General features: G+C 63.5%; 16 protein-coding genes. 5 read left to right on the top strand and 11 right to left on the bottom strand.

Features of this window, described 5'->3' with window-relative positions:
- Positions 1-28: 28 nt before the first annotated feature.
- The gene (locus K9F62_00080) at positions 29-793 is read left to right on the top strand and encodes a class I SAM-dependent methyltransferase (protein ID UJX41141.1); all 765 of its coding nucleotides are present in this window, start codon (positions 29-31) and stop codon (positions 791-793) included.
- A gap of 60 nt (positions 794-853) precedes the next feature.
- Here K9F62_00080 and K9F62_00075 read toward each other — a convergent pair whose 3' ends face one another.
- From K9F62_00075 to K9F62_00040, 8 genes are all read right to left on the bottom strand, one after another.
- Positions 854-1984 (bottom strand): ABC transporter permease, encoded by a 1131-nt coding sequence (locus tag K9F62_00075; protein ID UJX41140.1) that lies wholly within the window; start codon positions 1982-1984, stop codon positions 854-856.
- A complete protein-coding gene (gene rbbA, locus K9F62_00070) occupies positions 1981-4725 on the bottom strand; it encodes a ribosome-associated ATPase/putative transporter RbbA (GenBank protein ID UJX41139.1) in 2745 nt (914 codons plus the stop codon). Before rbbA ends, K9F62_00075 begins: the two co-directional genes overlap by 4 nt.
- Positions 4722-5810, bottom strand: a complete 1089-nt coding sequence (locus tag K9F62_00065; GenBank protein UJX41138.1) for an efflux RND transporter periplasmic adaptor subunit — start codon at positions 5808-5810, stop codon at positions 4722-4724. Before K9F62_00065 ends, rbbA begins: the two co-directional genes overlap by 4 nt.
- 722 nt (positions 5811-6532) lie before the next feature.
- Entirely contained in the window at positions 6533-6706 is a 174-nt protein-coding gene (locus tag K9F62_00060) for a hypothetical protein (GenBank protein UJX41137.1), read from the bottom strand.
- 93 nt (positions 6707-6799) lie between these two features.
- Positions 6800-7057, bottom strand: a complete 258-nt coding sequence (locus K9F62_00055) for a hypothetical protein (GenBank protein ID UJX41136.1) — start codon at positions 7055-7057, stop codon at positions 6800-6802.
- Entirely contained in the window at positions 7057-7344 is a 288-nt protein-coding gene (locus K9F62_00050; GenBank protein ID UJX41135.1) for a hypothetical protein, read from the bottom strand. The genes K9F62_00055 and K9F62_00050 overlap by 1 nt, the downstream gene beginning before the upstream one ends.
- Before the next feature lie 230 nt (positions 7345-7574).
- Positions 7575-7751, bottom strand: coding sequence for a hypothetical protein (locus K9F62_00045; protein ID UJX43282.1), 177 nt, complete (start codon positions 7749-7751; stop codon positions 7575-7577).
- Complete coding sequence (locus K9F62_00040) at positions 7748-8206, bottom strand: hypothetical protein (GenBank protein UJX41134.1); 459 nt, start codon at positions 8204-8206, stop codon at positions 7748-7750. The genes K9F62_00045 and K9F62_00040 overlap by 4 nt, the downstream gene beginning before the upstream one ends.
- A gap of 340 nt (positions 8207-8546) precedes the next feature.
- On the opposite strand from K9F62_00040, the gene K9F62_00035 reads away from it, so the two are divergent.
- The 4 genes from K9F62_00035 to K9F62_00020 all read left to right on the top strand — a co-directional run bounded on the left by K9F62_00035 (position 8547) and on the right by K9F62_00020 (position 13871).
- A complete protein-coding gene (locus K9F62_00035) occupies positions 8547-10193 on the top strand; it encodes an FMN-binding glutamate synthase family protein (protein ID UJX41133.1) in 1647 nt (548 codons plus the stop codon).
- Positions 10194-10290: 97 nt separating this feature from the next.
- Positions 10291-11463, top strand: coding sequence for a sensor histidine kinase (locus K9F62_00030; GenBank protein UJX41132.1), 1173 nt, complete (start codon positions 10291-10293; stop codon positions 11461-11463).
- Positions 11448-12125, top strand: coding sequence for a response regulator transcription factor (locus K9F62_00025; protein ID UJX41131.1), 678 nt, complete (start codon positions 11448-11450; stop codon positions 12123-12125). Before K9F62_00030 ends, K9F62_00025 begins: the two co-directional genes overlap by 16 nt.
- A gap of 474 nt (positions 12126-12599) precedes the next feature.
- Positions 12600-13871, top strand: a complete 1272-nt coding sequence (locus K9F62_00020) for an Hsp70 family protein (GenBank protein ID UJX41130.1) — start codon at positions 12600-12602, stop codon at positions 13869-13871.
- A gap of 208 nt (positions 13872-14079) precedes the next feature.
- Here K9F62_00020 and K9F62_00015 read toward each other — a convergent pair whose 3' ends face one another.
- From K9F62_00015 to K9F62_00005, 3 genes are all read right to left on the bottom strand, one after another.
- A complete protein-coding gene (locus K9F62_00015) occupies positions 14080-15069 on the bottom strand; it encodes a transporter (GenBank protein ID UJX41129.1) in 990 nt (329 codons plus the stop codon).
- 24 nt (positions 15070-15093) lie between these two features.
- Positions 15094-16731 carry an MFS transporter gene (locus K9F62_00010; GenBank protein ID UJX41128.1) on the bottom strand — a complete coding sequence of 546 codons (1638 nt, stop codon included), beginning with the start codon at positions 16729-16731 and terminating at the stop codon, positions 15094-15096.
- A gap of 275 nt (positions 16732-17006) precedes the next feature.
- Positions 17007-17591 carry a hypothetical protein gene (locus tag K9F62_00005; protein ID UJX41127.1) on the bottom strand — a complete coding sequence of 195 codons (585 nt, stop codon included), beginning with the start codon at positions 17589-17591 and terminating at the stop codon, positions 17007-17009.
- Positions 17592-17702 lie beyond the last annotated feature (111 nt).

Raw genomic sequence — 17702 nt, 5'->3', positions numbered from 1 at the left:
GCGGGCGGCGCGAAAGGACAGGCAGGTCATGACCGGCATCACCCACAACGCGTGCCCCATCTGCGGCGGCGTATTCGATATCGTGGCCATAATCGCCCACATGCGGCGTAGCGCCCGCTGCCGGGACTGCGGCCACGCTTTCGTACAGGACCAGCCGTCCGCCCAGGAGATTTGGGCCTGGTTTCAGGGCGAGTCCTACTTTGCCGCCAACTACAACCGGCAGGGGATTTTTTCCCTGGAGGACGACGCCCAGTGGGAAGGCTGGCTGGCCGGGCGATTCGACGAGCTGGAGTGGTACATTCCCGAAGCGGGGTTTCGGTCCGGGCCGCCGCGCCGCGTGTTCGAGGTGGGCTGCCTGGAGGGGCGGCTCATCGACGCGCTTGGTCGCCGGGGGCACACCGTCGCCGGTTGCGACATCAACGAGACCATGACCCGACGGGGGAGAGCGGCTTTCGGCCGGGACATCCGGGCCGGCACGGTGGACCGGTGCGCGCCGCCGATCGGGGCCTTCGACGTGGTGCTGGCCTATTTCGTGCTCCAATACGAACCGTGCCCGCAGGCGGCGTTCGCCTCGTGGATGCGCCTGCTCGCCCCGGGCGGCCGGATCTTCTGCATCCTCCCCGTGGGGGACAGCGGCCGCGCCGACCCCATGTGCCTGCACTTTTTTTCCCGGGCGTCACTGGTGCGGCTGGCCCAAACGCATCTGTACGACTACCGGCTGACCATCACGGCCGAGGACCGGCCCGGCCGCAAGGAGCACAAGGCCGTGCTCGTCGGTTCCAAGCAAGCCTGAGCCGCGTTCGCGGCGTTTTTCTCCCCCCGCTTCGCTCGATTGTTTCCTTTGGAGCGCGCCTTATCGCGCCTTGGCCAGACTCCTGCGGAAAAGGGCCAGGGCCAGCAGGAAAAAGCCCGTGCCGATGGCGGCGATGGCCGCGAAGCTCGGCCAGATAAGCGAAAATCCCGCGCCGCGATAGAGAATCGCCTGGGCCAGACTCACGAAGTGCGTGGTCGGCGCGATCTGCATGATGTCCTGGACCAGCTCCGGCATGCTCTCCCGGGGGCTGATGCTGCCGGACAGGATTTCCAGCGGCAGGATGACCAGGATCATGGACAGCCCGAGCTGCGGCATGTTGCGGGCAATGGTGCCGAGAAAGACGCCGATGCAGGACGTGGCGTAGAACTGGAGCAGCGCGCCGCCGAGGAAAAGCGGCACCGATCCGGCCAGCGGCACGCCGAGCGCCCCGCGTACGACGAAAGCCAGGGACAAGGCCACGGCGGTCACCACCACGAAGCCCATGGACCAGATCTTGGCCGCCAGGATCTCCACAGCCGAGATGGGCATGACCAGCAAATGCTCCAGGGTGCCGCGCTCGCGTTCGCGCACGAGCGCCGCGCCGGCCAGGAGGATGGAAAGCAGGGTGATGTTGTTGATGATCTCCATCACGCTGCCGAACCAGGAGCTGGTCAGATTGGGGTTGAACTTGACGCGCACGGCAAGCGCGACTGGTGTGGCCGCCGCGCCACGGTGGCGCTGGACGAATTCGCGCACCGCATCGGCAATGATGTTCTGGATGTAGCTTGCGCCGATATAGGCCTGGGACATCATGGTGGCGTCGATGTTGACCTGGATGTCCGGTTGCCGGCCGGCCAGGACGTCGTGTTCGAATTCCGGCGGGATATCCAGCACGAAGATGAAGCGCCCGGCGTCCAGGGCCGGGTCCATCTCGTACGGGGCGATGCGCCGCGGCGTCTTGAAATAGGGGCCGTAAAACGACTGGGTGATGCGCACGGACAGCGACGAATCGTCCTCGTCGACAATGGCGATGGGCGCGTTGTGCAGCTCCTGGGACGTGGCCCGGGCCACCACGTAAATGCCCCCGGTGAAAACCCAGACGATGACCACCAGCAGCACCTTGTCGTGCCACAACCCCCACAGTTCCTTGATGCCGAGGCGGTATATGTTTCGCAGGCGACGCATGGTCATTTCTCCTGCTTGGGCAGCAGCCAGACGCTGACGCCGGTCAGGGCCGGCACATAGGCGCAAAGGACAAGAAAATCCGGAATGAGGTCGCGAAGCGACAGGGCCTTGGTGAAAATGCCCCGGCTGATGTTGAGGAAATAGGTGGCCGGATACACGGTGCCGATAAAGGCCCCCGGTCCTTGAAGCGCCGCAACAGGCGTGGTCAGCCCGGAAAAGGTGACGGTGGCCAAAAGCGTCGTGATGGCGGCCACGGCCAGGGCGGCGATCTGGGTGCGGGTAAACGACGAGACCAGCAACCCGATGCCCGTGGTCACCATCACGAAAACCAGGCCGGTGAGCGTCAGGGCGGCGAAGCTGCCCTTCACGGGCACGTGGAAGGCGAAAACGGCCAGGCCGCACATGCCGAAAAAGCTGACCATGCTGACGGCCACGTAGGGCAGTTGCTTGCCGAGCAAAAATTCCACCCGGGTCACCGGCGTGACGTAGAGGTTGACGATGGAGCCGAGCTCCTTTTCCCGCACCACGCCAAGGGCCGTCATGATGGCCGGGATGAAGACCAGCAGGAGCGGGATGACGGCAGGGACCATGGCGTAGAGGCTCTTGAAATCCTGGTTGTAGCGGTAGCGCACCTGGACGCCGGCCGGGGCCGCAACGGTCGCCGCGCCGCTTTGGCGGGCGAGGTTAGCCAGATACAGGCTGTGCACGCCCTCCACGTAGCCGCGTATGGTCTCGCCGCGAAACGGCATGGCCCCGTCCACCCAGACGCCGATGGTCGTCTTGCGCCCGCGCCGCACGTCCTGGCCGAAATCCGGGGGAATCTCCAGGGCCACGCTCACGTCGCCCGTGGCCATGCGGCGGTCCATGTCCATGGTGTCGGCCAGGGGAGGGAGTTCCTTAAAATAGCGCGAGCCGCTGAAATTGCGGATGTAGTCCCGGCTCTCGGGCGACTGGTCCCGGTCGAGGACCGCGAAGCGCAGGTTTTCCACATCGAAGGTGATGCCGTAGCCGAGGATGGCGAGCAGGATCACCGAGCCCAGAAGCGAGATGAGAAGCCGCACCGGGTCGCGCAGGATTTCCCGAAGTTCCCGGCCGGCGTAGGCGGAAAGGCGCATGAGGCTCAGTCCCGGGATGCGGGCCGGTTCGGCTTCCTCGGGCTCCGGTTGGGGCAGGGGAGCGGCGTCCGCCTTGTCCGGGGCGCCGGGGCCGCTCAGGCCCGAGGCTTCCTCGAGGTAGTCGATGAAGGCTTCTTCCAGGGTGGCTTTGCCGCGAAGTCTGGCCAGGGCCGCCGGCGCGTCGCTGGCCAGGACCTTGCCCGCGTGCATGAGCGAAATGCGGTCGCAGCGTTCGCCCTCGTTCATGAAGTGGGTGGACACGAAGATGGTCACGCCCTGGTTGCGCGACAAATCGACGAGCAGCTCCCAGAAGCCGTCCCGGGCCACGGGATCGACCCCCGAGGTGGGCTCGTCGAGAATCAGCATCTCCGGGCCGTGGATCACGGCCACGGCCAGGGACAGGCGCTGGCGGATGCCGAGCGGCAGGCGCTCGGGCAACTCGTCGGCGTAGGCGGTGAGGTTGAACCGCGTGAGCATCTCGTCCACGCGGGCCGGGATTTGGGCCCGGGGCATCTGGAAGAGCTGGGCGTGCAGGGTGAGGTTGTGGCGCACGGTCAGCTCTTCGTAGAGGGAAAAGGACTGGGTCATGTAGCCCACGCGCTTGCGGGTGGCCATGTCCCGGGGATCGACCGCCTTGCCGAAAAGACGCGCCCGGCCCTCGGTCGGCGGCAACAACCCGGTCAGCATCTTCATGGTGGTGGTCTTGCCGCAGCCGTTGGAGCCGAGAAAGCCGAAGATTTCGCCCCGGCGGATCTCGAAATTCACGTGGTCCACGGCGGTAAACGACCCGAAGCGCATGGTCAGCCCTTCGGCCACGATGGCCGGCGGTTCGTCCCCCCCGGTCGCAAGGGGCGGCACCACCAGCGTCTTGTGCCCGCGCCGCCTGGATTCGGGCAGCAGATGGATAAAGGCCGCGTCCAGGTCCGGCGCGCCGGTACGGGAAAGCATCTCGGCCGGGGTTCCCGTGGCCAGGATACGGCCGGCGTCCATGGCCGCCAGCCAGTCGAAGCCCTGGGCTTCTTCCATATAGGCCGTGGCCACCAGCACGCTCATGCCCGGACGGCCGGCGCGGATGTCGTCGATAAGCCGCCAGAACTGGCGGCGGGAAAGCGGGTCCACGCCGGTGGTCGGTTCGTCGAGCAGGAGCAGGTCCGGGTCGTGGATCAGGGCGCAGCACAGGCCGAGCTTTTGCTTCATGCCCCCGGAGAGTTTGCCGGCGGCCCGGTCGCCAAAAGGGGCCAGGCCGGTGCTGGAAAGGAGGCGGTCGATGCGACGGCGGCGTTCGCGCGGCCCCAGGCCGAAGAGTCGGGCGAAAAAATCCACGTTTTCGCGCACCGAGAGGGTCATGTACAGGTTTTTGCCAAGGCCCTGGGGCATGTAGGCGATGCGCGGACAGACCGCATCCCGGTGCTTCGCGTCGGCCATGTCGCCGCCGAGGACCGCAACCGTCCCCCGCTGGATGCGCCGCGCCCCGGACACCAGGGCGAGCAGGCTCGATTTCCCCACCCCGTCCGGGCCGATAAGCCCGATCATGCGCCCGGACGGAATGTCGAGGTCCACGGCCTCAAGGGCCACGACCTTGCCGTAGCGCAGGCCCACGCCGGTCAGCCGGGCCGCGCCCGCCGGGGTCATGGCGCGGGTTCCCTCACTTCGACCACGGGCGGCACTTCGCGCGGCCAGGGGGTCGCGGGATCGAGACGCACGTAGGCCACGCCGGGCAGGCCCGTTTTTACCAGCTTGGCGTAGCGCCGCAGCAACCCGGGCAGGATGTTGATCTTGATGCGAAACATCAGCTTCTCGCGCTCGGTGCGGGTCTCCACGGCCTTGGGCGTGAACTGGGCCTGGGGCGAGACGAAGGTGACCCGGCCGGGGATGGACAGGTCCGGCCGGGCGTCGAGCACGATGCGCGCCTCGGCGTCGAGGGCCGTGCGTCCCACCTGGGAGGTGGGCAGAAAAAGGGTCATGTAGACGTCGGTGAGGTCGAGCAGGGTGACGACCCGCCCGCCCACGCCGAGGACTTCCCCGGGTTCGGCCAGGCGGTAGAGCACCCGGCCGTCGATGGGCGCGGTCAGGGTGCAGTCCGCGATGTCGGCCTGGATCGTCTCGGCCTTGGCCCTGGCCGCCTCGATGGCCGCCTGGGCCTCCTCGACGCCGGCCTCGGCGGCTTCCAAGGCGGATTTGGCGGCGAAAACCTGGGCCTTGGCCGCCTCGAGCAGGGCATTGTTGGTCTCCCGGGCGGTCTGGTCCACGTCGAGCTTTTCGCGGGCCACGATGCCGCCGGTATGCAGGACCTTGGTGCGGCGCAGTTCGATTTCGGCCAGTTGGAGCTGGCTTGCCCGCTGGGCCACCAGGGCCTCGGCGGCGGCGATTTCGTTTTGGCGCTGGGCCACGGAGGCCGCGGCGCTGGCTTTTTTGTGCGCGGCCTGGAGGATGGCCGCCTGGGCCTCGCGCAGATCGGCGTCGAGGACCTTGGTGTCGATCCTGGCCAGCACCTGCCCCACCGTGACGTCGTCGCCTTCCCGCACGGTCACGGCGGTAAGACGCCCGGCCAGTTTGGTGGCGACATCCACCTCCGTGGCCTCGATGCGCCCGTTGCCCACGGCAAACGCGCCGCCAAGGTCGCGGGGCTTGAGTTTGTACCAGGTGAAAAAGCCCCCGGCGGCGAGGAGCAGGAGCAGGAGAGAAACGAGCCAGCGTTGGGACCTTTTTAGCGGCATGGGCACACTCCGTCGACGTCGCCCGGTACGGCTGCCCGTTTCGTTCCAAGGGCGAGGCCCTGGGACAGCCAGAGAGTCTTCCAAAAAAAGTTACTATAATACGTATCCTGAAGCAATGTTCAAGAACCATGGGCCGATGGAAAAGAAAGGTTTTGCACCATGCGCCTGGGAGCCCCGCCTGTCGCGTCGCCGCATCCGGCGCGAAGTGGTGGCATTTGCGTTGTCGTGTCCGTGGTGGCAGGCCCAGGCTGCGGCGCGACGCGTTGGGGCCGAAGCCGCCGGGGGGGCTCTGGGAGGCCGGGTGCAGTATTTTATACCCGCCGGGGAGGGGCGGAGGGATGTTTCCCGCGACACCTGGTGATCCGCGCGACTGGCGGTGAGAGGCGGGCCAGCCCGCAAAGGGCGCGGAAACGCTCGATCAGCGGCGACGGGGACAGGCGCAAAAGGAAAAAGGCTTTTCGGGAGCCACCCGAAAAGCCTTTTTCAAAAATGGGTTGTTCAGAGGAAGGATATTTCCTCTCTAGCAGAGAGCGTGCCAAGATGCGGCGATCGGTTTTCTTGGCGGCCTTCGCCTTATTTCGCGGTGTGTTAGGGGTTCTTGTCGGTTGCTTCCCAGCGAGACCCGGCCTGCGTGGCGTACAGAATCCTTTACTGTACCGGGGATGACCCGAAAAGAGGCCAAGGATTTATACCCGGCGTTGGCGGCGGCCAGGGGCAGGCGCTCATCGCCATTTCGTCTTGTCGAAGAGCCCGCGCTTGGAGAGTTCGTTTTGCTTGTACCGGTCGAAATCGAAATGCCCGGGGACGGTCGCACCGTCATAGCGATTGGCCGCTATGGCGAAGATGGCTACCAGGGCGATAATGCCCACGGCAAGGCTGATAAAGATCCATTCCATGCTCTGTACTAGCAGGGCAGGAGGCGCGTGTCATCCTCGAATACGGAGGGGCCAGGAAGGTTGCCGGTGTAAAAGGGATTTCGGAACAGGCTGTTAGGCCTCCTTGGTGGCGTCCTGGATGATTTTCATGGTCTCGGCCTTGCGCGACTCCAGGATGAGCAGGAACACTTCCGAGCCTTTTTGCCGCCGGTCCCACCATTCGGGATCGGCCAGGGCCAGGATCGCGTCGGCGACAGCGTCCCGCTTGTCGCGGGGCACGGACCGAAGCCGGGCCAGACACAGCTCTTTTGCGTCGGCCTTCTTGTCCGCCAGGGTGGCCCGCTGCGGGATATCCTTTTTCATGCGGCACATTAAAAGCTGTACGTTCCGGTGGTCGGCATGAGCGCCCCACCTGCGGCGCCATTTTGATTATTTCCAAGCGCCTGATTTAACATTGGTTTGAGCCCCTCAAGGCTCTTGTTGTCCTTGTCCGATTGGTTGCTATGGTAGTTGAGGCGGGGGGAGGACTTGTATCCGGATGGATTGGCGGTTGTTTTCGCGGCCTTATCGCTTGGCTGCGGATCCTGCGATGCCTTTTGCGCAAACGAAACGCCTGTCGAAAGAAGAAGGCATGCCAACAGCAAGATAAACGTTTTCATAGGCCTTTCCTGCTTGCAAAGGTGTGTCGGGCCTTGGCGCCCGGCCGGTCAAGACGTACCGAGCGCCAAGGCCCCGAGGGTAGCAGAGAGGCGACCGTTGCGCCAGGGCTCACGGGCGGGGAGCCGGACTTTGGCCCTGGCTTTTGCTGGGGGATCATGCGCGGTCCCGGCCGGACGTGGGCCCCGGGCCGCCGGTGCCGCGTCTGGCGCGTAAGGTCGTTGTCGCGCACTCATCGTGTCCAGGTCGTTTTGTCGAAGAGCCCCCGGAGATTGAGCTCCCTGGTCTTGTACACGTCGAAGTCGAAATCCCGGGGGAGAAGCCTGTGCGCCGGCCGTCCCGTTCTGGCGAAAAAGCGCGGCAGACAGGCAAGAATGGCCAGCACGAGCAACCACAACAAGACGTTCATGACGGACCTCCGCGTTTGTTGGCGCGCGATGCTCCCCGGGCAAAGGCCCTGGTCAACATCCGGGCGGCCTGATCGGGGCCATGAATCGTGACATCGGTGCGCCGGTCTTTTTCCCCTAGGGTGCGGCCGAGGCTTTCGAACATACCGCCTGCCGCGGCGGCGATGCGCGTGGACGCGCCAAGCCAGATGTCGATGCGGCGCGCCTCGTCACACAGGGCTTTGACGAGGCAATCGCCGAGGTTGCGCACGCAGTCTTCGCCCAGGTCGCTGTAGAGGGTGATATGCATGTTGCCGCCTGCGGTCGTGACGTAGAAAAGACCGCCGTCCTCGGGTGAAATGTAGATTTCCTTCCTGGAATCCTGGTTCGTTGGGGTCAGCCGGATGTGCCAGCGCATGGCGTCCAGGCAGGAAACGGACACGGCCGTCAGCCCCCCCGCGACGCTGCATCTGGCCATGGCTTGCCGGATAAACCGTCGTGGAACCCTGGGCTCCCGTGTGTTTTCAAAATCCCGCGTGGGGGATTGCAATCGTCGGCTGGCTTCCATCTTCCGGTCCTCGTTGACGCCGCTTGTCCAGGCGTTTTTTTCACCTCTAGCGCGGCCGACGCTTTTTGAAATCGGGCTTTCACCTGTCCGTTATCGGGAAATATTCCCGGTTTTCCGGGAGCGCTTCCCGGAATTTGCCGCCTTCCCCCTATCGACCGACAGGAGGGGGAGCATGCTAGAGATGCGTCCGGTTTCTTTTTTCATGGCCTCCCGTTACGATGGAGCGCCAGGCAACCCTTCGAGGAGCAACATGCAAAACGGGCAAAAGAGCAACGACGTGCTGGGAACCGCCAATCGCGGGACCCCTGTGGAATCGGGATTGTGCAGCTTGTGCCGGGAAGACTGCGCCGGCCGCTGCGAGACGTGGCTGTCGAGCCTGGCCGGCCGGGCCATGCTGTATCCGCGCGATTTCGGCAAGGTGACCGTCGGGGCGGAGAACGCCTGCCCGAGCGGCATCTCCTACGACACGCTGCGCATCCAGGGGCGGCTCTACGGCGCCCGGGGGCTGGCTCCGGGACTGACCACCTCCCCGGACGACTGCCTGTTCCACAATGTCGACCTGACAACGGCCTTCGGCCGGACCCGCAAGACCAGGATCAAACTTCCGCTCATGACCGGCGCGTTGGGCTCGACCTTCATCGCGGCGCACCATTGGGACTGTTTCGCCGTGGGCTGCGCCCTGGCCGGCATCCCCATCGTGGTCGGGGAAAACGTGGTCGGCGTCGACCGGCAGGCCGTCTTTGAAGGCGGACGCCTCCGGCTCGCCCCGGAGCTGGATCGCCGCATCGACATCTACCGGCGCTATCAGGACCGGGACGGCTACGGGGCGATGCTTGTCCAGCTCAACGTCGAGGATTCCCGCAACGGCGTGGCCGAGTACATCATCGACAAATACGGCCCGGACGTGATCATCGAGTTCAAGTGGGGCCAGGGGGCCAAGAACATCGGCGGCGAGATCAAGGTGCGGGACATCGACTACGCTGTGTTCCTCAAAAAGCGCGGCTATCTCGTGGACCCCGATCCCGAGCTGCCCGAGGTGGCCCAGGCCTTCGCCTCCGGGGCGATCCGGGAGTTCGCCCGTCACAGCCGGCTGGGCTATACGGATGCGACCAGCGAGGGGCAGGTGCGGGAGAGCTTCCTGGAAAAGGTGGCCTATCTGCGCCGCCTGGGCTTCGAGCGCATTTCGCTCAAGACCGGAGCCTACGGCATGGAGGCGCTGGCCATGGCCATCCGCTATGCCTCGCTGGCCGGGCTCGATCTGCTCACCATCGACGGTTCCGGCGGCGGCACGGGCATGAGCCCCTGGAACATGATGGAGACCTGGGGCGTGCCGTCCATCCTGCTCCACGCCAAGGCCCGGGAATACGCGGCCCTGCTCGCCGCCTCGGGACAGCCGGTGGCGGACATGTCCCTGGCCGGCGGCTTCGCCCGGGAGGACCACGTGTTCAAGGCGCTGGCCCTGGGCGCGCCGTTTTCCAAGCTCGTCTGCATGGGAAGGGCCATCATGATTCCGGGGTTTCTCGGCTCGAACATCGAGGGGGCCCTGCATCCCGAACGGCGGGAGCGCGTGCATGGCAACTGGGAGAGCCTGCCGAAATCCGTGTCGTCGCTCGGCACTGCGCCCGAGCAGCTTTTCGCCACCTGGCACACGCTGCAAAGCCTTCTCGGCCCGGCGGAGATGGAGCGCATCCCTTACGGGGCCGTGGCCACCTTCACCTTGCTGGACAAGCTCGGGGCCGGGCTGCAACAACTTCTGGCCGGCGCGCGAAAGTTCTCCGCCCCGGCCATTTCCCGGGAGGATATCGTGGCCGCGAACCGGGAAACCCAGCGTGAAACCGGCCTCGCCTACGTCGCGGAGGCCGAGGACGCCATAGCCAGGCGCATTCTGCTCTCCTGACAGGGGGGCGGCGCGTACAGGCAAGAAACGACGCCGGACCGGGGAAAAAGCCGGTCCGGCCTGTCCCGACAGGGACGCATTCGATTCGGAACGACGCATGGAGAAGACCGAAAGGCAACGTGACCTTGACGCCGGGGCTGCCGGGGCCGCCGGGGAACAACGCCGGACTTCGGCCGGACCGGAGTCCGCGCCCAAGGACGTCACGGCGGCCCTGCGCGAACGCATCAAGGAATTGGACTGCCTTTACGAAATCACGCGGCTGTCGCAGCGCCACGACCTGGCCCTTGACGACATCCTGTCCGGCGTGTGCGGCATCGTGGCCCGGGCCTGGCAGTATCCTGAAATCGCCTGCGTGAAGCTGACGATCGGCGGTCGTGGCTTTGCCACGCCCGCGGCGCGGCGGCCCGTGGCGAAGCAGTCGAGTCCGGTCCGGGTGCATGGGGAAGCCGTCGGCCACATCGAGGTGGGCTATCTGGGCAAACGGCCGCCCTGCGACGAGGGGCCTTTCCTGCGCGAGGAACGCCATCTGCTCGATGCGGTCGCCGACCACCTCGGGAGAATCATCGAGGCGCGCGAAAACGAGGAGCGGCTGCGGCGGTTGTCCCAGGAACTCCTCAAGGCGCAGGAACACGAGCGACAGCGTATTGCCCGCGAACTGCACGACGATGTGGGCCAGCTCCTGTCCGTCACGCGCCTGCGCCTGGAGGGGCTGCTCCCTTTGCTCGACGACGGCGCGCAAGACGCCCGGGAAGCGGTCCGGGAGTGTTCCACCCGCCTGGGCACGGCCGTCATGGCGCTACGCGATCTGGCCTACAACCTGCTGCCGCCGGCTTTGACCCAGCTCGGCCTGGCCGAAACCGCCTGCCGCTTGTGCCAGGAGCTTTCCGCCCGGCACGGGGTGCCCATCGCTTTTTCCGCCGACGGGATGGAAGCGCTCCGTATGCCCTTTGAAACGAGCATCAATCTCTACCGCGTGCTCCAGGAAGGCTTGGCCAATGCCTGCCGCCATGGCCGCTGTTCGAGCATTTCCGTGCGGCTGGTCGCCTCGTATCCCCACTGTCTGCTGCGGATAAGCGACGACGGCCAGGGGTTCGATCCGCAGGTGCGCCTTCCCCAGGCCCTGGCGGAAAAGCACATGGGGCTTTGGAGCATGGGCGAACGTATCCGGCTGCTTGGCGGACGGTTCACGCTGCGCGCGCGCCCCGGCAAGGGGGTGCGCATCAAGGTGGAAGTCCCGGTGGAGGGGCAAGGCCCATGTCAGGTCCCCTGAAGATTCTCCTGGTCGATGACCATCCGCTCTTCCGGGAGGGGCTGCGCTCGCTGATCGCCGGGCAATCGGCCTACGCCGTCCTTGGCGAAGCCGGCACGGCCGGGGAGGCGCTGGAGCTGGCCAGGACGCAGACGCCGGACATCGTGGTGCTGGACATCGGCCTGCCCGACGCCGACGGCATCGAGGTCATCCGGCGGTTGCGCGCCTTGCCCGTGCCGCCGCGCATCCTCGTGGTCAGCATGCACACGCGCCTGGATCTGGTGGCGGAGAGCCTGCGGCTGGGGGCGCTCGGCTATGTCCTCAAGGATTCCGCCGCGGTCAGTCTGCTGCACGGCCTGGACGCCGTTTCCCGGGGGGATCGCTATCTCGACGGGGCCATCGTGCCCCAGGTGCTCCTCAAGCTCGACGAATACGCCACCCATCGCTCGCGGCCCGCCGATCCGGCCTACGACACCCTGACCCGCCGCGAACAGCAGATCCTGCGCCTGCTGGCCGAGGGGCGCGGCGTCGCGGCCATTGCCGCGGATCTCTACATTTCCCGAAAGACCGTCGAGAACCACCGCTCGAACATCTTCGGCAAGCTCGGCTTTTCCAATATGGCCGAGCTGGTCCATTATGCCGTCAAAATGGGTCTCATCGAAGTGGGTGACGACACGGCATGACACGGCCCCATCGGCTGGCGGGGATGTCTCATGAAAGCACGATATGGGGTAACCAACAAAACTCTGCCCGCCGCGCTTGCAGGGATGTCCGGTCGCAGTCGGGGCTCCCCTCCGGGAAAAAGCGCTTGACCTGCCCGTCCCCGGAAGTGTAGCTCCCCCGCTCCAACAACAGCCAACGAAACCAACGCTTTTTGTCCCCCGGCTTTTTTTCGGGACCGAAATCCCGTGGGGACTTCGGGACGGGGCGGGGCCTCGCGCCTGTTTCCGGGGTTTGTTTCCCGGACCGCGGAGCAGGGGGCGCGCCTGCATGCCATCCCGACATCCCCTGATCGTGATTTAATACCCTGAAACTCTTTTTAAATCCTATTTCGTAAGGTGGTCGCGTCGGCGCAGCGCCAACGGGGCTTTTTTGTTTCTTCAGCCGGGTTTCATGCGTTGGTCACTCTGTTGGCGCGAGATAAATACGGAGAAGGTATGTCGGTGGCTCTTGGGATTGATTTCGGAACATCCAATTCCGCTGTCGGTTTTTTAAGGGACGGCGCTCCTTGTCTTGTGGAATTGGAAGGCAAGCGGCAAACGATTCCCAGCGCCATTTTTTATGACACCGAAGAAAACGGCGTGCTGTTCGGCAATGAGGCGATAGCGTTTTATATGGATGGTTGTGAGGGGCGTTTGCTGCGATCCCTCAAGAGCATCCTTGGCAGCTCGCTGATCAACGAATCGACGGAAGTGGGCTACGAAAATATTTTCTTCAAGGATATCATCGTCAGTTTCATAGAACAGTTGAAGCGCAGGGCCGAATCCACTGTCGGCCATGCCATCGAGAATGTCGTCATGGGGCGTCCTGTTCGGTTTGTGGACGCCGACGAGCAGGCCGATGCGCTGGCGCAGGGGCATCTTGAGGACATCACAAGAAAGGCCGGTTTTCGCCATGTGTTTTTCCAGTATGAACCCATAGCGGCGGCCCTGGATTACGAACAATCGGTCACGAGAGAAGAGCTGGCCTTGATTGTCGATATCGGCGGCGGCACGTCCGATTTTTCCGTTGTTCGGGTTTCCCCGGACAGGCGGGGAAAGGCGGACAGGAAGCAGGACATCCTGGCCAACACGGGCGTGCATATCGGCGGAACCGATTTGGACTTGAAACTGAGTCTCGAGCAGATAATGCCGCTTTTTGGCTACAGGACGCGGACCAGGAGCCTTTTTCCCGGTGATGCGGTATTGGACCTGCCGCCAACCTATTATCGCGAACTGGCGACATGGCATAAAATAGTTTTTTTGTATAACAACAGAGCGTTGCAAGGCGTAAAAAACGTTCACTACCATGCGCAGCGGCAAGATCTGGTGGATCGGCTGGTCAGGATTATCCAGAAGCAGGAAGGCCATCGCCTGGCCGGTGATGTCGAGGCTGCCAAAATTGCGCTTTCGGAACGGGATGCCGCCTCAGTCTCGCTAAACTATGTCGAGAAGGGGCTTCGCGCTTCAGTCTCCCGGAAAAAGTTCGAAAGTGATATCGAGAAGGAAAAAGACGGCATTGTTTTCCAGATCAAGGAATGTCTCAAAAGAGCCGGCGTAGCCGCTTCGAAGATACAGACGCTTTTTATGACCGGCGGCAGCACGGCGATTCCGCTTATCGCCCAAGCCTGTAGGAATGCTGTGCCCGCTGGACGCCTGGTCCCGGGCAACCGGTTCGGGAGTGTCGGCATGGGGCTGACGATCGATGCCGGGATCAAATTCGGAAAATAGAACACCGGCGTCGTGTCGCGCCAATTCCCGTTGAACGCATTCGCCATGTGGCGTCGGCGGTTATCTCTCCCAAGATAACCCCAATCTTCCCCGGAGCCCTCCGGTTCTCCGGACGTTATCCAGCCCTCCGGTTCTCCACTCGCCCTGGAGAACCGGAGGGCTTGCTTTCAGGCAGGAAGCGGGGCCGCCTCGACCTCGCGCCCGAGGCTCAAAAAGACACAATGAACGAGCCGTAGAGAGTCTCCCCCAGAAAGCTGTGGCTGGCGCCCAGACCGTGGAGCCATTTGGTCACCAACGTGAACTCCTTGCCGCCAAGGGTTGCGGTGTAGGTGATGGCCGGGCCGATTCCCGTGCCCGAGGAGTAAAAACCGCCCATGCTGGCTCCCTGGCCCGAATCCGGCGTCGTCTGGGCGAACAGATACCCCACCGCGCCAAAGGCCAGGCGTTCATTGACATGGTAGGCCAGCGTCCAGTCCACATGGATCTGGTTCCCGGATAAATAGCGGGTGGCCATGTTCTCGGTATTGATCATGTAGCCCGCGTCAAACGACAACTCGTATTGCTTGTTACGCAGCCAGGTGAACGCGATGTTGCCGTCGAACGTGGCGTAATGCATGCCAAGGTTGGTGAGCGAACTTTTATTGTAATAGCCCGTTGGCAAAAACACCATGGGCATGACGGTCAGATGGCATTCGCCGAATGTCCAGTTTGCGATGAGCGGCATGAAAAAGAGGTCGGAAAGGCCCCCCCGGTCCCCGCCGCCACTGAAAGCCAGATGCCGGTCGGACGTATGGCCGGTCAGGCGGGACCGTGCGTTGTAGTCCGCCGCCACGTCGCCAGTGACATGTTCGTTGACGATGAACGGCACGCCGAAGCCCGCGCCAAGAAAGCCGCCGATTGCCTCAACCTCGAGCATGCCGGTGAGCGTGCTGATGTTCATCACCATGGTCTGGTCGAGGCCGGCGTAGACGCGGCCGCCCTTGAGCGTGCCGTCCATGTGGGCGGACTGGTAGATGGTATCGTTGCGCACGGAAAATCCGGGTCCCGGAACGTAGGCCATGAGGAAGTCCCCGTAGGCCCCCTGGGTGTAGTGGCTGGCGCCGCTCTCGGCGGCCAGGGCGCTGCCGGAAAGGCAAAGGGAGAGCAGAAGCCACAGGATGCTGCTGCAACGGCGTGCGTGTCGGGATAGCTTGCGCATGGTGTCTCCTTCCGCGACGGTGCGTCAGTCCCGCATGTCCTTGAGCTTGCGACTGGTCAGGCTCATGGCCGGGAGGAGAAACAAGGCGCCGCCGACAGCGAGCAGCAACAGGGATGCGCGTACGGAGAAGATACGTCCCTTGTTGTATTCGGCGACGATTTCCTCGATATATTGGTCCTCGATATTCCTGTCTTTCAGAAATGACCGGACATTGTCGTCCACCACGAAAGCCATGCTGTCGACCATGCGGCTCAGGTTGTCCACGGAAGGGGGAAACGACTTGTTCTTCAGGATCTCCGTTCTCGTGAATGTCGTCAGCCCGACAACAAGCACCAGTCCCACCAGGGCCAACCCGATGGCTTGGCCGACGTTGCGCGCCGCCCCCTGGGCGCCCGAGGATTGGCCGGCCAGTTGTTTGTCGTGGAAGGTGTCCTCGATGGCCGAGGTGACGGCGTAGGGCGCTTCCGCCGTGACCATGCCGGAGCCCACTCCCAGGAAGAACGATCCGACATACAGCCAGAAGGAAAAGCCGTCCGGGCCGATGGCCATGACGATCAGCAGGGTGGACACAGTGCTCAGTCCAATGCCCGCGAGGCTGATTGCCCTGAGGGAAAAGTTCTGGCCGAATTTCGGGGTCAGCAGCGAGCCTCCGATCATTCCCACCGAGACGACGGCGAAAATGACGCCCGAGATGATGGCGTTATACTTAAGGACAATTTGCAAGTAGAGCACCAGGACAAAGGCGGCGCCCATGGCCAGGTAATAATAAAAGCCGGTCATAAACAGGCCGGCCCGGATGCCGGGCGTCGTCAAAAGCACGCATCGCAGCAGGACAGCGTCTTTGCCATATTTATGTTCGCGGAGGTTTTCGTGTCGCATGAAAATGCACAACAGGGCGATGCCCGCCAGCACGAAGAACAGGCAGGGAGAAATCTGGTAAATCGAGAACGGCGCTTGTGAATTGGCAAAGAAAACGCCCCACGTGCTGGCTTTTGACAGGGCGAGCAATATTGTCGTCAGGCCGACAAAGAGCAGTATGAATCCCGCATAATCGAACCTGGCCACGCCGCCGCTTACGGCGTCGCGTGGCGCGAAGAAGAAAAAGCCGAGAAGACACAGGAGAAACAGCGCCGCCAGAATAACGAACCCGGCTTGCCAGCTCAGGTACATGACGACGATCCCGCTGGCGATCGGCGCCAATGCGGCGCTGAGCGCCACGGAGGCGCTGAGGAGGGCGAATGACGTCGTCATCTGGGCGCGACTGAAATTGTCGGTAATGTACCCGAGGACGGCGGGCACGCACAGCCCGGCGCCGATGCCAATCAACGTGCGGGCGATGTAGTTGAAAAAGAGGATGTTCGTGCTGACGCTCGCGAGCGCCTCGGCCAGAACCACAATGGCCAACCCCACGATCAGGAGCTTTCGCCAGCCGAACGCGCCGCCCAGAATGCCGGCGGCAACCATGACCGGGGCGCTGATCAGCGGATAGATGAGGTTGGCGATCTGCAAATCGGATACGGTCGCATGCAGACTCTTGGCGATGGCGGACATGGCGTTCGTAAGCAATACATTGTCGGCCACGAGTCCGATCTGCGTCAAGGCCAGAAACGCCATCAGAACACCCCAGGAGCCTTTTGTGTTCTTCTGTATCTGATCAGACATTTTCTTCACCTTGTCCCCTGGTTATGTTTTATTCGCCACGCCACGCCACGCCACGCCTCTTGGAAAGAGAATGCCCGGACGCCTGTCCGTTGCGGTCCTGCCTGTCCCGCGTCAACGGGATCACGAACATCCGCTGCTTCTTCGTGCCGGGGCAAACCAATGGTCTTGCAGTCTTTCAGGCTCGCGCCTACCGGGCAGGTCGCAACCCGTAGGCGTTGTCGCGGTGCGCCCCGGCTGACGATCCCGTCCCGCCCTGCCGGCCTTTCACCAGACGCTTAGTGCTTTTGGTCACGGGAAGCGGCGCTCGCCGAGGGCGCTTGCGGCATCAGGCAAAAGCCGCTTGGCGGCCGTCTCTTGAAAAACATGTCGTAACATTGTCTGGGGCCAAGGACCTTTCCCAGTTCCCAAATGGAGAACAGCGGGACAAGGGACATGAAGATGATGATGAAGTCCGCCAGGATTTGTCGCCAACTGTGCCGCATGATGGCGTGAAAGCCCCAGGCCAATCCTTGCCCGTGGAACAGGCCGATGACAGTTTCTTCTTCCAGGGAAAAGAAGATGGCCAGGAAGCTGATCGCCAGGGTCTGAAACAGGCTCGTCCAGATCAAGGGCAACTTGCGAAAAGGTTTGGTCAGACCAAAGGCGTTGCCCACCAGGATGAGCTTGGCCAGAACGGCGGCTTCGACAATACTGTAGCCGTAGTGGAGAAATTGAAATTTGTATTGCAGGAGGACAAGTCGCTTGTACCAGGCAAATCCTCCAAGCAAGAGCGCCAGATAGATAAAAAGTACGATGAAGACGCGTCCTTCCGAGACGAATGTATGTTTTAACGCATTGGCCTTGTCATGAATCCCGGTCATGACGCCTCCTTGGGGAAACGCGCGGCTGGTGTGGCGACGAGCCAGACGCCAGGGCCCATCCGCGGCGGAAAGGGCAACGGCCGGACGTCGAAGGCGGAAGCTGCGGTGCGA

The sequence above is a fragment of the Desulfovibrio sp. JY genome (genome assembly GCA_021730285.1).
Classification (GTDB): Bacteria; Desulfobacterota; Desulfovibrionia; order Desulfovibrionales; family Desulfovibrionaceae; genus Solidesulfovibrio.
The sequence above is the reverse complement of the archived record's forward strand: the minus strand, read 5'-3'. Positions and strand labels throughout refer to the sequence as shown.

Excerpts from the sequence above, each read along its gene's own strand:
- K9F62_00080 (UJX41141.1), top strand. The coding sequence starts at position 29 with ATGACCGGCATCACCCACAACGCGTGCCCCATCTGCGGCGGCGTATTC.
- K9F62_00075 (UJX41140.1), bottom strand. The coding sequence starts at position 1,984 with ATGACCATGCGTCGCCTGCGAAACATATACCGCCTCGGCATCAAGGAA.
- rbbA (UJX41139.1), bottom strand. The coding sequence starts at position 4,725 with ATGACCCCGGCGGGCGCGGCCCGGCTGACCGGCGTGGGCCTGCGCTAC.
- K9F62_00065 (UJX41138.1), bottom strand. The coding sequence starts at position 5,810 with ATGCCGCTAAAAAGGTCCCAACGCTGGCTCGTTTCTCTCCTGCTCCTG.
- K9F62_00060 (UJX41137.1), bottom strand. The coding sequence starts at position 6,706 with ATGGAATGGATCTTTATCAGCCTTGCCGTGGGCATTATCGCCCTGGTA.
- K9F62_00055 (UJX41136.1), bottom strand. The coding sequence starts at position 7,057 with ATGTGCCGCATGAAAAAGGATATCCCGCAGCGGGCCACCCTGGCGGAC.
- K9F62_00050 (UJX41135.1), bottom strand. The coding sequence starts at position 7,344 with ATGAAAACGTTTATCTTGCTGTTGGCATGCCTTCTTCTTTCGACAGGC.
- K9F62_00045 (UJX43282.1), bottom strand. The coding sequence starts at position 7,751 with ATGAACGTCTTGTTGTGGTTGCTCGTGCTGGCCATTCTTGCCTGTCTG.
- K9F62_00040 (UJX41134.1), bottom strand. The coding sequence starts at position 8,206 with ATGGCCAGATGCAGCGTCGCGGGGGGGCTGACGGCCGTGTCCGTTTCC.
- K9F62_00035 (UJX41133.1), top strand. The coding sequence starts at position 8,547 with ATGCAAAACGGGCAAAAGAGCAACGACGTGCTGGGAACCGCCAATCGC.
- K9F62_00030 (UJX41132.1), top strand. The coding sequence starts at position 10,291 with ATGGAGAAGACCGAAAGGCAACGTGACCTTGACGCCGGGGCTGCCGGG.
- K9F62_00025 (UJX41131.1), top strand. The coding sequence starts at position 11,448 with ATGTCAGGTCCCCTGAAGATTCTCCTGGTCGATGACCATCCGCTCTTC.
- K9F62_00020 (UJX41130.1), top strand. The coding sequence starts at position 12,600 with ATGTCGGTGGCTCTTGGGATTGATTTCGGAACATCCAATTCCGCTGTC.
- K9F62_00015 (UJX41129.1), bottom strand. The coding sequence starts at position 15,069 with ATGCGCAAGCTATCCCGACACGCACGCCGTTGCAGCAGCATCCTGTGG.
- K9F62_00010 (UJX41128.1), bottom strand. The coding sequence starts at position 16,731 with ATGTCTGATCAGATACAGAAGAACACAAAAGGCTCCTGGGGTGTTCTG.
- K9F62_00005 (UJX41127.1), bottom strand. The coding sequence starts at position 17,591 with ATGACCGGGATTCATGACAAGGCCAATGCGTTAAAACATACATTCGTC.